Source organism: Mesorhizobium denitrificans (assembly GCF_003403035.1).
Classification (GTDB): domain Bacteria; phylum Pseudomonadota; class Alphaproteobacteria; order Rhizobiales; family Rhizobiaceae; genus Mesorhizobium_G; species Mesorhizobium_G denitrificans.
Genome location: NZ_QURN01000005.1, coordinates 172,495 through 184,747 on the forward strand (window position 1 = coordinate 172,495; position 12,253 = coordinate 184,747).

Below are 12,253 nucleotides of genomic sequence, written 5' to 3' on the forward strand. Positions count from 1 at the left end.
AACCTGAGACCCGCTGATTAAGAGTTCTATTTTTACGCCATTGGCAACGCCTTGAAATCCCTACGAATTTCCAAAATACGAAGATAACAAATTGAAATATCTACTTTATTTCAGTTGCACTGAGTTACACGTGTTAGCATTGAATATATGTTCGCTATCAGATAATTTGCTGACACAGAGCGGACACGACCATGGCAATAAAACTTACGGACACAATAATCAAGAACCTGCCCCTGCCAGCAAAGGGCATGGCGATAACCTACGATACGGAGGTGCGCGGCTTCGGCATTCGCGTAACGGCGAAGGGCGCAAAGTCGTTTATCCTTAATTATCGCACCAAATCGAACACGGCTGAAAATGCCGGCCCCGGTACGCTCCAAGGCACACAGACAGGCAAAGAGCGCAGGCTTACACTCCGGCCGTTTCCAGAATGGGGTACTGTCGCAGCACGAAAAGAAGCCGAAGATCTCAAACATAAGATCAAGAGAGGGCATGATCCTCTGGCGAAGGTCGAAGCAGACCGGAATGCCAAAACCGTTGCCGATCTCTGTGACCGCTTCATTTCGGACTACCTGCCAAACAAACGGCCCTCGACGATCCGCGACTACACGTCAGTCATCAACAATGAGATTCGTCCGGCTTTAGGAACTGAACTTGTCGCTACTGTGCAGCATGAAAAAATAGACGGATTGCACCACAAGATCGCAAAGCGTGGCGCAAAGATCAGGGCAAATCGCACTGTTGCCGTACTGTCAAAGATGTTTTCGCTAGCCATCATCAAATGGAAATGGCGGGACAACGCTGCAGGCAATCCGGCGACGGGCGTTGAGAAGAACGCCGAAAACAAGCGCAAGACGTATTTGAAACCCGCGCATATCGCCAAACTTGGAGCCGCGCTCGACGCCTACCCAATCCGCGAGCGCAAGGACGGCACGACTTACGTTGACGCTCGGGCGCAACAATCTGCGAACGTTGTTCGGCTGCTAATGCTGACGGGCGCTCGGTCCGGTGAATTGCTCGGAAAGAACATTGTGGTCGACGGCAAGCGGTTCGACAAAGAAGGCGTCCGCTGGGATCAATTCGATCTGAGCACCGGCGTTTGGACAAAGCCTGCGAGTTCAACGAAACAGAATGAAGAGCATGCAATCCCATTATCCGCCCCTGCCCTCGCGTTGCTGGTTTCGATACGTGCCGACGCCGAGAGACAGGCGGCGAAGCAAGGCAAACCCGTCAGCGAATACGTGTTCCCCGGTCGTGGTGAAAAGCCTTACCTGACCGAGATTAAGAAGGCATGGGCTGAAATTTTGAAGGCTGCGGAAATCACGGATTTTCGCGTCCACGACCTTCGCCACACATACGCTTCGGTTCTTGTAAGTGCCGGTCTTTCTCTACCCATCATCGGCGCGTTGCTCGGTCACTCGCAGGAGGCGACAACGAAACGCTATGCGCATCTAATGGACGACCCGCTCAAGAAGGCGACGGAAACGGCAGGCGCGATCCTGACCGGCAAGCCGTCCGCGGAGATCATCCCAGTTAAGGGAGCAGGACAATGACGGTTACGCCACCCGGATTTGTCACCCTTCGACAAGACTTCGAGAAGTTGGGGAGCGAGAAATTCGCCGGCAAGTGGACGGGGGCCGAAGTCGATTCGTCTGCCGTCGATGATGCTGCGCATGATCGATGGATTAAAACACTCGAGTCCTACGCAAATGATCTTAAGCAGCAGCGCCGCGTCATATTCACTATGGAGTCTAATGGCGACTTGCTTGAAGTTCCCGGGAAGCTTTGGTGGGCATGGGACCCGAAAGAGGGTGTAGACGCCAACGAGCGACTAGCCGAATTTCTAAAGGACGCGCACGCTCGCCATTTCGTTAAGGCGTCCGAGACACCGGCGGCAGTTCCGAGCACGGACGGCGCATATCTGTCACCGTTCATCCAGATGATGCTTGAAGCCGTAAGGCGCTTCGGAATCACGGCCATAAACCATGAGAAAAAAGAAATATTGGAAGCGCATTTCCGCAACCAGAAACTGCCAGATGGCAAGCCCATTACTAAAGCTCAGGCCCAATATCTTGCAACGTTCTGTCGGTCGCACGATGCGATGAAGGGCGGCAACAAGAGAATGGGTTGAACCCTTCGACCCTTGCTGATGAACCCTTGCAAGGTCGCGAACATCGCCGCATCTCAATAAGTATTCGTGCAACTCAACAGCACGGATACAAGCCAATGCCCGCCCTTCTCGATGGATACTTGACGCGAGAACAACTCGCTCAGGAACTAGGTGTTCATCACCTCACGATCATTCGCTACCAGCAGCAGCCGGACGGCCTGCCCTTCACGAAGTTTGGCAGGCGCGTGCTCTACAATCGCGCATCCGTTCAGCGATGGATTGAAAAGCACGAACGTCACCCCAACCCAACTAGGCGGTCGCGGTGATGCCACGCAAACCTCATATCTGCGGCTCACGCGACCGAGTGCCCGAAAGGAAAGCGCCGCCTAAGAACTGCGGCCATTGCGGCAAGCGCCTGCGCTATGTCTCAAGCACCTCGCGCTACTGTTCCGGCGCCTGCTTGCAAGCTGCAAGGTTCGGTTGGCAAGTGCCGATGCGAGCGCATGGGGGCGGAAAACCCGTTTGAATGCTGATCTGACGCGGACATGAGATCGCGCCTCGGAACTTAAGACAGCAGAATCAAAAACTTAGACGGATCAACCCACTGATGTTTCATCAGCGGACAGCCTTCCTGCGCCTTTCGGTATGCCCGTCACGGGGGTTCAGGGTTCATCAATCGGCGGGCAACGGAAAGGAACTGAAATGCCATTCAAAAGCTTCAGCAAACCAGCTCAGACTGTTGTCCTCGATCACATGCGTGGCTGCATCGTGGAATTGGAGATGTTTGTTTCAGCGCTCTTCGCAGACGATGATGTTGAAGGGGCAGAGTCCTATCATTCTGTCGTTCATGACAAGGTGAAGCGAGTTCGCGAACTGTTTGATCGCATCCACCCTGAGATCAAAGCTGCGGAAGAAAAGCGCGAGCGTGCCAATGCAGAGCGCATCAACATGCTCAATTATGCACTCGAAGAGCTGTTCGAACCGCCACAACCGCCGCGTGAAGCGCATTCCATTACCCTTGCGCCCATCGCACGGGCGCAAGGGCGAAACGCGCCCCACGGCGCTGGAAATGGTGATTGCGCGAGGGATTGAGCGCAGGCGACGGGCAGCAAATCGGGGGCCGCGCCTACGGCTCCAATACAGAGCCAGCAGCCGCGTCATTGTCGCCAATTTGTTTCCCCGGTGAAGCGTCCGCGTTCGCTGTGCAATCGTCAAACGAATAACCCGCCCCGGTATGCAGCCGGAGCGGGTCGGTAACAGGAAGGATGCTTGATGCAACGGCGATCATACGGGCGTGACCCGAGAATGTCACCGACGCATCGAGCATCCGCTACGACAAAGGATGCTGAAAGTGGTTGCTTTGAATTTTGATGCTCGCTCGGTCTTGCCCCTCATCTATAGCGAGGACGTGCGGCTCCTGCGATGCAATACGCCTCGCCCCGATCTTCTGAACGAGCAGCAGATTCGCTATTCCTCCCAACTGCTCCACGACTTCGCGGAGGAGATGGCCGAAATGAAGCGCGCAGCTGTCGGTTTGGCCAAAAACGAACCCGGCGTAATCTATTGCTTCATGTTCAAGAACATGCCGGACGGCAGCAAAGATTGCATACGGTCGCTCCGATACAAGATCGGCGAACACAAACGCATGGCGGATGATGCGATCTACTGGTCGCAGCGCGGCTACAATTTCTACGTTCGCGCCAGCCTCTTTCGCAATGATCTCGAACCGGGAGCAACGCCGGAGGAAATAGACATTGTTTTAGTGTTTGCTCTTATTGCGGACCAAGACGGCGAAGGCCAACTACTCGCTGGCATGATACCAGCCATGACCGTGCAAACATCGGCAAGGAACCGCCAATATTGGTTCTTGATGGGTGCCCCCTACAGGGTAGCGTTTCAGCTCGGGATCAGCCTGAGACGCGGCACGGGGATGGACAATGCCACCGGCGTTACAGTGCAGCCTTACAGACTGCCGGGAACAGTCAACTATCCCACCCGCGATAAGGTCGAGGATGAGGACCGAGACGCGGAGCCGACATTCATCTTGGAATACGGCAACCGGCTTCAACCGATCAACGAGTTGCGGCAAATCCTGCCGCCCTGCGATGACCTGCCCCCAAATCGCGCCGCGCTGTCGCTCGGTGAGCCATCCAACCTGACTATCGACCAGCTCGAGGCGAAGCTCCGCGCCTATTATCCGCACAAGGGTTACAACCTGCTCATTGAGCCGACAGGGCGTCTAGTTGCAAAACTCGACCGAGATGGCCGTCCGATCCCCGGTACGGAGAATCGCAGCCATCAACTCTGGCGCGGCATTCGACAAGGCTTTCGCGCCGGCATCTCCCGCGCCGACATGCACCGCCTCATCCTCGCCAAGTATCGGCATGGGTGCGCTATCAAGTATTGGAACGAGCATCCAACGGAAACAGGGTTCACGGCGGCGATTGAGCGGATGGTGTTAAGCGCGGCAAGCGACTTCAATTTTGAGCCGGAAGCGGCACAGATACCCGAAGGATTCCGAAACTTCACCGTCAATGGCAAGCCATTGGGGCAGACCTTAAAACCGTGAGACAGCGGCGGTCATCGAGCCATGACGCCAGTTTGGAGACACAGGACGGACACGGGGTCACCGCGGATACCGGCAACCCTTGTGCTGCTTGGAAATCCGGCTGTTTGGCGACTGATAGATTATCAGACAGCGCTTTGGCTCAAGGCGATTGTCACCCGTATCGAGCCGCAAGCCCGCGTCATTGTCACCGATTACCTCAGATCGAGGTAATCGAAATCGGATCCTATTTTGCTCGGTGAGCGTCCGCCAATGATTGTGGGAGGGTCATTTCAATGATGCGAAACGGAAGACGAGAATGAGCAGCAGAGCAATTGAGATGGCAGGCAAGCGCGTGGGCAAATTGGTCGTCACTGGGCGCTCGCACACTAACACTCACGGAAAAGCATTTTGGCACTGCCAATGCGATTGCGGGAATACCAGCGTCGTGAGTGGCGAGCATCTGCGAGACGGCAGAACGATGAGCTGCGGCTGTGGCCGTGGAAGACGCGCCACGCGGGCGAGCGCATCGTGAAAATAAACGACCCGCAAAGAGCGGTGAACTCTTGCGGGTCAAATGCTTGGAAGGTGCTGTTGAAATGCACGTTGACAATAGGCGAAACGCCCCATCACGTCACCAGTCCATTTCAGCAGCCTCTAATTCTAAAAGAGGCGGTTTGAAATGACGAAAGATTACTCACCAAACACCGAACACAGGCTGGTCGGGCGCTCGCTCGATGGCGTCGCTATGCGGGCTATAGATTGGCTTTGGACAGGGTGGATTCCGAAGGGTTACGTCACACTCCTAGCGGGCGAAACCGGCGCGGGCAAATCGACCGTGCTTGCGGATGTGACAGCTCGGGTGACGACAGGTGCTCCGTGGCCGGGAGAAAATGAAACGCATAGGCGCACACCCGGTCGAGTTTTGTGGCTGGGCAGCGAGGATGGCATTTCAGAAATGACCAAACCCCGCCTTGTGGCGTGCAAAGCCGACTGCGGTAAAGTTATCAACATCGACGGCGCTGTGCAGCAGGGCGAGCGCAAAACCTTCTCCCTGCAAGACGACATTGCAGGCGTCGAAGAATATCTTAGGTATGCCCGTAATGAAGGCAACCCCTTCACGATGCTCGTAATCGACCCCGTGACCAGCTACCTCCCCGGCAGGGAATTGCGCAAAGTCGATATGAATGACGCGGGTCAACTGCGTTCGATCTTGGAGCCTTGGCTTGTGCTAGCGCAGGAGTTCAGCATCGCGATTGTCTGCGTGACGCACTTTGCGAAAGACACTTCACGCTCAATGCTACATCGAGTTCTCGGCTCTGCAGCCTTCGCGCAGACTTGCCGTAGCCTAGTGGCGGTGGTCGCTCGAGAGGGAGAAGGCCGACATGCCAAAGCGCTAGTGCAGGTCAAGGTGAACTTGCCCGAGCATCCCGATGGGTCGTGGAAATTTAGCACGGCAAAGGTTCAGGTCGCGAGCGACCCTGAAAGCGGTAAACCGATCAACGCGACACATCCAGTTTGGGAGGCGTTGGACAGCACGTTGACGCCGGAAAGCATGGTTGGAAAATCAACACGCGGGCCTGTCAGCAAATTTGAAGCGGTCTTCGGCTTTTGGCTTCGGCAACATTTTGCGGAAAAACCGAGCGAGCCTTGGCAACTAGTAGATGAAGTTAAGGCCGCTGCACTGATGGCGGGGATGGCGACTTCACGTTGGTGGCAGGGGAACAGCAGCAAGTACTTAGTCAAGAAAAATCAGGGCGGAAAATGGTACTGCCAGCCGAAAACCGCCCAAGACGAAAACAATGTTATCCAATTCCCCCGTGATCCAGCACAATGACCCCCCTAAAGGGGGGTTTTACGCGACCCTCGCGTATACGCGCGCGCGTGAGGAAACCCTGTCTGGTGCGTCTGGTGCGTCTGGTGGGGGGAAACCCTGTACGGTGGGCACCGGACAGAGTTTACACAGTTTACGGTGTTTACAGTGATTACGCACATTACACAGTTTCGATAGGGCATGAGATCGGGGATGTGCTGAACCGAGAGACAGGGGGGATGTAGTTTGAGCGTGGCAACTGATTGATAGTCAGTTGAGCGCAGAATCTAGCTAGTTGATTTCCTTATGCGGACGCGCCGGCTTTCGATCTTGTGTCCGCAGCATGTCTGCAAAAGCTCGTTGTCAGGCACATTTGTCTAAGAACGCGCTGATCTCAGTTTCAACCTTCGCAAGCAAAACGTTGAGCGGCTTCCCCGACCGATATGCAAGCGCAATGTCAGCGGTCAAGTCAGGCGTGAATCCGTACGTTCCCACAAAGGTGCGGGCCTCTTCTCGTGAAGCAAGTTTTTGTGCTTTGACTGTCCACTTGTTGAAAGGCCCGCCCAGCCCGAAGCCGTATGTCTTGAAGTCCTCATCTGACTGGAATGACCGTATCGTTTGCGCGACCTCGGCAACTTCCTTGTCATAGGCGCTGCATTCCTCGGCAGACGCAACATTGAAAGCCGCTACCGATCCAGACAACGCGACAGCACTCAGTTTCAAGATCGACATTTCGGACTTCCCGTTGAACCCAATTGCGATAGACCAAAAGGCATAACTATCTCAAAAGTTGCTGCCGAGCTAATCCCCTCGCACGTATGCGGACGCGCGTGGACGTACTTGGTGCGGAACTACCAACCCAAACGCTCCTTCCATCCCCTCCGATGCGGCTCACCTTGTAACCGCCCGCTGTCTCTCGGTTCACGTAATCCCCGCATACAAGCGATTTCCAATCACGCCCGCCCATTGCCCCGGCAATCGCCGTTACCGCGCTCACGGCGCGAGTAATCGGGCATCGCGCAGCGTTTGAGCGTCAACGCTCGCCTGTGTCGCAACGCGCCGTACCTTCCAAACCCGACAACGTGCATTTTAGACAACAATAATGTCACCTTTTCGCTTGCCCTAATATGTTTTGGCAGGGACGTTGCATAGTCCGAGCATCATTGAAATAACAGCACAGGTTAGATGCTCATGATACTTGTGAAAATACTTGGAACTAGTTTCCGACAACGCAACGGCGCGAGATATATGGACGTGAAACTCAAAGCGCTCGACGGTACCGACAAGGTTTTTATTGATCGGATCACGCTCAGCAATCCGAAACGCTTGCGAGATGTGGCCATCGGCATTTGCAAGATGGCGTCATTCGACGAGCTTGCAACCCCGGACGGCATTCTCCGCGTCGAGTTCACGGGCAAGCGCGTCACTGGCTTCGGTTCGATTGACGGCAAGCGCCTCCACGTCCTCAGCCCCTTCGCAATTTGAAAGGATAACACCATGACTAAGCAGATGATCGCCACAGGTGCACAGGAAGAGCGCACCGTTGAACTGAATATGGACGACTTCACCAAGCGATTGGCCGAGATCGTCCATAATCACGTCACGGAAGCAATCAAGCCGATGCTGACCCGCCTTGCCGAGGTCGAGAAATCGCAGGCGGCGGCGCAGGGCAAGTCGGTTCACAATCGAGAAAGCCGCGTGAGCGAGTTCAAATTGCCGAAAGCCGACGATGGCGACGGCAAGACCGGCACCGTCAGCAAAACAGGTTTTGCGTTGCCGAAGGCGGAGGATTGATCCGATGAGCGTGAAACCTTTTGACCTTGCCATGACGTTCGACCCGGAAGTTCTGTGGCCGGACGCCAATGATTGCCCTGACTGGCCGTTGATGGACGAAAACTCGCGCCGGATGAATCCGTCCTTCTCCCGCTTCGATGCTGAGAACCGACTGAAGCGCCTGCGCTACATGCTGAACAAGGGCACAGAAGATTTGCGTCCGCCAACGAAAGCGGAAGCGGAGCAGGCGAAGGAATTGCTCTTTGAAGCGGGTACCGCGCCGAATTGGCGTTGGGTCGCACTCGGTTTCAAAGGCATGCGCCCCGCTCGCCGGGATAATGATGCGGCGGAAATGGTGCTTGAAGCGGTCCACGTTCGCGGCTGGTTGCGAAAGTTGGACGAGCGTGCCGCCTCCGCTGCGAAAGCAACCGCCGCCCGGGAGCAGGATCGTTTGAAGTTTGCAGTCTCGACCTACGTTGACAACGTGGAGGGGCTAAAGGCGGAACTCGCATCGCTCGAAGAAGCCGCGGCCCGACATGCTCAACGTGCGGCAGACGAGCAGGCATTCAATCGAGCCAATGCGATCCGCCAAAGTTTGCAATGGGACCGCTCTGCTGCGGTCGTCGCGGCAAAGCAACTCGGCATAGAATTGCCGGCTGAATAGTCCAACGGCGATGGTCTTGCTCGGATGCCAACTGACACAAGATCATCGCCGTTGGAACGCTCCAAGGGGGCGTTGTGTCTCCTGCGCCGTCTTGGAGTCGATTGGCGGCAAGCTCGTCTGCATCCACAGACTTGTAGCTGCCGTCAATAGCGTCGGGGAGGCTGTGAGCGTCGGTCTCCCCGGCGTCTCATTCAAACGAGAAGCGAGAACCAAGATGAGATTGACCCCTGACCGAGTTGCCACTGCCTTGCACAACGCCGGGGCAAAAGTCGCCGTGGCTGCGAAACTGCTCAAGTGCAGCCGCCAAAACCTCTACGAGTTCATCCGCGAGAATCCCGAGTTTCAGGAGCTTCGATTGCAGATCGAAAGCGACTTGCTGAACCGCGCCACAGATCGAGTGGCACAGGCAATTCGCGATGGCGAGTTGGAAGCGTCGGTCGTTTACCTGTCGAGCAGATCGAAGGCGAACGCGGTAAGGGCGCGGGTAGAGATCGTTACGGACTGAGGGCGGCGGCGACTGCCGCACCCTGCGGTTCCGGCACTCGTTGCAAGAGCGATTCCGGCAAGGGTCGTTGCAACCCTTTCGCTTCCGACCATGGCGCTGTCAGCCAAGTTTCAACTTCCTCCTGTGTTGTCAGGATCACCGGCATCGCTTTTTGATGAACCGGCGCAACGACCCCGTTAGGATCAGTTGTAAGGAACCCGTAAAGGTCGAGCGTCTCGAGTCCGTCCCTGACCTTTCGCACGCTCTCCCATTGCGGAACCCAAATCCCGGCGAACCATGCCAAGGGTCGAGACTCATCAATTGAGAACCAAGCATTCGGGGTGCGCTCACCCTCAATCTTGGATGCGGGATCAGGTTCAGCGAAGCTGGTGAATGGCACGACACAGCGGTTTTGCACATCTAACCATCGCGTCCAATGCTTGCTCGCTGTGTTCCGCACGTTGGTGGTGCCGCCGTCCGGTTCCATCTTTAGCAGCAGATCAAAGTCGACGGGTTTGCCCTTGGCGCGCAACTTGTCCGCACGTTTGGATGCCGCCTGATAGAGCGCTTGCTTGGAACTCGGCAAACCCCAGCGAATCCTGACCATTTCTCTTTGCCCATCGAGCGCGTTGCGAACGATAGGGGCAGGGCGGTCGGGGTAAACGTGCAGCGACGGTTCCAAATTGCCCGACAGATCGCGCAAGGCGCGGGCGAACTCGACCATTGCCCTGTGGGTGGAGGTGAGGTTGTACAGATTGCACATTGCTAACGACTACCGCAGCACTTCGCGGTGAGTCCATACTTGACTGTCAGGAGGCATTTGTTCCTACTATGTTCTCATCTTGCGAGAACGGGCATGGGATCACGCAGACCTAAGATTTCCGATTTCTACTATCTGTCACAGGCACACAATGCGGGTCAGGTGGCGAAGGTCTGGTGCAGCTGTTGCAGGACAACGCGCTTCTACCGCCCTTACGATCTGAAAGAGGTTTTCGGCGACATACCGACCACAATGGTCAGGGAGAAAATGCGTTGCGAGCAGTGCAAGCAGCGCTACTACACCAACGTTGATTTCTTCATCCCTCGCGGCGAGGAAGCACTAAGCATCAAGTTCCGGCGCTTGGTCACAATCAAGTACGAGCGGCGCGTCATCTGGCAGGATGAGTGAGGGGAGCGGAAAAACCTGTGCCAATCGCAAGAAATCGGATTTTTAAGGAACGTTTGGTGTACGACTGAGGTTGATAGATTTGGCGAATCTGTCATGCCTAAAAAAGACCCCGCCGAAGCGGGGTCTCCAGTGCAGATGCCACATTAGCGGGAGGGAAGCCCGCGACAGTGGTGCCGGACGAGTTCAAGTCGTCCGAACCGAATACGTACATAGAAGCGTACGTAGACGGATTTGGGCCAAGAGCATGAGATAGTCATGCTTTTGATCTCCGCCGGGAAAGTCCCCGGTTGACCGAAACGCGGGATTGCGTCCGCCCGTTTCAGACGCAATCTTCGCTTTCGGCCTTGGAAACTGGCCGAATCAATATCTAGCGTGTTTCATTAGAACTCGCGAATCCAAAGCAACTGGATTCTGCACTTATGCACATCGAGATCAGGGACTTAGCACCGGTGCGCCCGATGATTGCTATACGCCGCTGTCTCCCGGCCCAACGTATCAGAATCCGTGTCCGCCCTGAAATCCGGACATCATGCGGACACGAAATCCGCAAGCCCTATCATGGCTCATGACGCTTGGCGTAAAATGTTGATTTTATTGATGATTTTGGTGGGTGTGTCAGGGATCGAACCTGAGACCCGCTGATTAAGAGTCAGCTGCTCTACCAACTGAGCTACACACCCACGGGCCGACTGACGTCGGGGATGGCGGCCATATAGCCGCGCTGATCCCACCTGTCCAGCCCGCATGACGGAAATAATGCGTCGAAAAAATCTTTCTACAGATGAAGCACGCCTTCGATCACCTTCACCGCGTTGCCGCCGATGCGCGCCTGATGCAACGCGCCCTGCTTCATCTCGATTTCAAGCCGGATACGCGATGGGCGCCCCATCTCGATGCCCTGCTCTATCCACACGAGCGAAGAACCGTCGATGGGCCGGTCGAAATGCACGACAACTCCGGTAAATGCCGCCGCAGCAGAGCCGGTAGCCGGATCTTCATAAGATGGATTGCCCGGCACAAACATGCGCGAATGGAACGACATGTCGTGCCCCACAGTCTCCCGCGTGTAGACATATGCAGACGCCACCTTGTCAGGTGCTTTTTCCGGGGAAAACTGAAACCACGCATCGTTATTGAGTCGCGCACGCGCTGCTGCCGCCAGATCGCGCACCGGCACTGCCACATAAGGGACGCCAGCCGACCAGACCGATATCCGGTGATTCTCGAAGCCAATGTCCTGCGGATCGAGCCCCAGCGCAGCGGCAACCACGGCAGGTTCTACTTCGAGCGAGATCGGCTTCGGCAGCATAGGAATGTCAAACTCGGCAAATTGCAGCGCGCCTTGCGTCGATACAGCGCAGCGAACCGGCCCGATATTTTCCTCAAGCACAAAAATGCCGGTGTCTATGCCATCGATCGAGGCCAAAGCTATCGCACTGCCCACGGTGGGGTGGCCTGCGAAGGGCATCTCGTAATCGGGCGTAAAGATGCGTATGCGCGCGCGGTGCGCCTCGTTTTCCGGCGGCAGCACAAACACGGTCTCAGACAGGTTGAACTCGCGCGCAATGCGCTGCATCTGCTGCGTGTCGAGGCTCGATGCCTCCAGCACGACGGCAAGCGGGTTACCCGCAAGCGTTCGATCCGTGAAAACGTCCAACACCTGATAGCTCAACTGAGTCATGCAGCCATTCACCTT

Annotated in this window: 14 protein-coding genes and 1 tRNA gene; 10 read left to right on the forward strand and 5 right to left on the reverse strand. The window is 55.9% G+C overall.

Going from position 1 to position 12,253, the window contains the following annotated elements; all coding sequences use genetic code 11:
* Positions 1-191 precede the first annotated feature (191 nt).
* Positions 192-1,553: a tyrosine-type recombinase/integrase gene (locus tag DY251_RS07700; RefSeq protein WP_116623293.1), complete on the forward strand. Its 1,362-nt coding sequence runs from the start codon at positions 192-194 to the stop codon at positions 1,551-1,553.
* Complete coding sequence (locus DY251_RS07705) at positions 1,550-2,131, forward strand: hypothetical protein (RefSeq protein ID WP_116623294.1); 582 nt, start codon at positions 1,550-1,552, stop codon at positions 2,129-2,131. Before DY251_RS07700 ends, DY251_RS07705 begins: the two co-directional genes overlap by 4 nt.
* 146 nt (positions 2,132-2,277) lie before the next feature.
* On the opposite strand, the gene DY251_RS21740 is transcribed toward DY251_RS07705, so the two are convergent.
* A complete protein-coding gene (locus tag DY251_RS21740) occupies positions 2,278-2,442 on the reverse strand; it encodes a hypothetical protein (protein WP_245415893.1) in 165 nt (54 codons plus the stop codon).
* A gap of 370 nt (positions 2,443-2,812) precedes the next feature.
* Here DY251_RS21740 and DY251_RS07715 point away from each other — a divergent pair, with 370 nt between their 5' ends.
* From DY251_RS07715 to DY251_RS07735, 3 genes are all read left to right on the forward strand, one after another.
* Positions 2,813-3,202 carry a hypothetical protein gene (locus tag DY251_RS07715; protein WP_116623296.1) on the forward strand — a complete coding sequence of 130 codons (390 nt, stop codon included), beginning with the start codon at positions 2,813-2,815 and terminating at the stop codon, positions 3,200-3,202.
* A gap of 259 nt (positions 3,203-3,461) precedes the next feature.
* A complete protein-coding gene (locus DY251_RS07725) occupies positions 3,462-4,679 on the forward strand; it encodes a DNA-primase RepB domain-containing protein (RefSeq protein WP_158553231.1) in 1,218 nt (405 codons plus the stop codon).
* A 658-nt stretch (positions 4,680-5,337) separates the two neighbouring features.
* Positions 5,338-6,492, forward strand: coding sequence for an AAA family ATPase (locus tag DY251_RS07735; protein WP_116623300.1), 1,155 nt, complete (start codon positions 5,338-5,340; stop codon positions 6,490-6,492).
* Between the two features lie 339 nt (positions 6,493-6,831).
* Here DY251_RS07735 and DY251_RS07740 read toward each other — a convergent pair whose 3' ends face one another.
* Entirely contained in the window at positions 6,832-7,200 is a 369-nt protein-coding gene (locus DY251_RS07740; protein ID WP_116623301.1) for a hypothetical protein, read from the reverse strand.
* Between the two features lie 516 nt (positions 7,201-7,716).
* Between DY251_RS07740 and DY251_RS07745 the strand changes: the two genes are divergently transcribed.
* From DY251_RS07745 to DY251_RS21250, 4 genes are all read left to right on the forward strand, one after another.
* Positions 7,717-7,953 carry a hypothetical protein gene (locus DY251_RS07745; protein ID WP_116623302.1) on the forward strand — a complete coding sequence of 79 codons (237 nt, stop codon included), beginning with the start codon at positions 7,717-7,719 and terminating at the stop codon, positions 7,951-7,953.
* Between the two features lie 12 nt (positions 7,954-7,965).
* The gene (locus tag DY251_RS07750; protein WP_137113504.1) at positions 7,966-8,262 is read left to right on the forward strand and encodes a hypothetical protein; all 297 of its coding nucleotides are present in this window, start codon (positions 7,966-7,968) and stop codon (positions 8,260-8,262) included.
* A 4-nt stretch (positions 8,263-8,266) separates the two neighbouring features.
* The gene (locus tag DY251_RS07755; protein WP_116623304.1) at positions 8,267-8,905 is read left to right on the forward strand and encodes a hypothetical protein; all 639 of its coding nucleotides are present in this window, start codon (positions 8,267-8,269) and stop codon (positions 8,903-8,905) included.
* Positions 8,906-9,119: 214 nt separating this feature from the next.
* Positions 9,120-9,410 carry a hypothetical protein gene (locus DY251_RS21250; protein WP_137113505.1) on the forward strand — a complete coding sequence of 97 codons (291 nt, stop codon included), beginning with the start codon at positions 9,120-9,122 and terminating at the stop codon, positions 9,408-9,410.
* Here DY251_RS21250 and DY251_RS07765 read toward each other — a convergent pair.
* Positions 9,400-10,092 (reverse strand): SOS response-associated peptidase family protein, encoded by a 693-nt coding sequence (locus DY251_RS07765; protein WP_342633553.1) that lies wholly within the window; start codon positions 10,090-10,092, stop codon positions 9,400-9,402. The two genes, DY251_RS21250 and DY251_RS07765, sit on opposite strands and share 11 nt — an antisense overlap.
* A gap of 153 nt (positions 10,093-10,245) precedes the next feature.
* On the opposite strand from DY251_RS07765, the gene DY251_RS07770 reads away from it, so the two are divergent.
* Complete coding sequence (locus DY251_RS07770) at positions 10,246-10,557, forward strand: hypothetical protein (protein WP_116623307.1); 312 nt, start codon at positions 10,246-10,248, stop codon at positions 10,555-10,557.
* Positions 10,558-11,161: 604 nt separating this feature from the next.
* Here DY251_RS07770 and DY251_RS07780 read toward each other — a convergent pair.
* Both DY251_RS07780 and DY251_RS07785 read right to left on the reverse strand, forming a co-directional pair.
* Positions 11,162-11,237: transfer RNA gene (locus DY251_RS07780), tRNA-Lys, on the reverse strand.
* A 95-nt stretch (positions 11,238-11,332) separates the two neighbouring features.
* On the reverse strand, positions 11,333-12,238 hold the full coding sequence (locus DY251_RS07785) for a PhzF family phenazine biosynthesis protein (RefSeq protein WP_116623309.1): 906 nt from the start codon (positions 12,236-12,238) through the stop codon (positions 11,333-11,335).
* Positions 12,239-12,253 lie beyond the last annotated feature (15 nt).

What these genes read in the sequence shown, in the direction of transcription:
- DY251_RS07700 (WP_116623293.1), top strand. Translation starts at nt 192, where the DNA reads ATGGCAATAAAACTTACGGACACAATAATCAAGAACCTGCCCCTGCCA.
- DY251_RS07705 (WP_116623294.1), top strand. Translation starts at nt 1,550, where the DNA reads ATGACGGTTACGCCACCCGGATTTGTCACCCTTCGACAAGACTTCGAG.
- DY251_RS07715 (WP_116623296.1), top strand. Translation starts at nt 2,813, where the DNA reads ATGCCATTCAAAAGCTTCAGCAAACCAGCTCAGACTGTTGTCCTCGAT.
- DY251_RS07735 (WP_116623300.1), top strand. Translation starts at nt 5,338, where the DNA reads ATGACGAAAGATTACTCACCAAACACCGAACACAGGCTGGTCGGGCGC.
- DY251_RS07740 (WP_116623301.1), bottom strand. Translation starts at nt 7,200, where the DNA reads ATGTCGATCTTGAAACTGAGTGCTGTCGCGTTGTCTGGATCGGTAGCG.
- DY251_RS07745 (WP_116623302.1), top strand. Translation starts at nt 7,717, where the DNA reads ATGGACGTGAAACTCAAAGCGCTCGACGGTACCGACAAGGTTTTTATT.
- DY251_RS07750 (WP_137113504.1), top strand. Translation starts at nt 7,966, where the DNA reads ATGACTAAGCAGATGATCGCCACAGGTGCACAGGAAGAGCGCACCGTT.
- DY251_RS07755 (WP_116623304.1), top strand. Translation starts at nt 8,267, where the DNA reads ATGAGCGTGAAACCTTTTGACCTTGCCATGACGTTCGACCCGGAAGTT.
- DY251_RS21250 (WP_137113505.1), top strand. Translation starts at nt 9,120, where the DNA reads ATGAGATTGACCCCTGACCGAGTTGCCACTGCCTTGCACAACGCCGGG.
- DY251_RS07770 (WP_116623307.1), top strand. Translation starts at nt 10,246, where the DNA reads ATGGGATCACGCAGACCTAAGATTTCCGATTTCTACTATCTGTCACAG.
- DY251_RS07785 (WP_116623309.1), bottom strand. Translation starts at nt 12,238, where the DNA reads ATGACTCAGTTGAGCTATCAGGTGTTGGACGTTTTCACGGATCGAACG.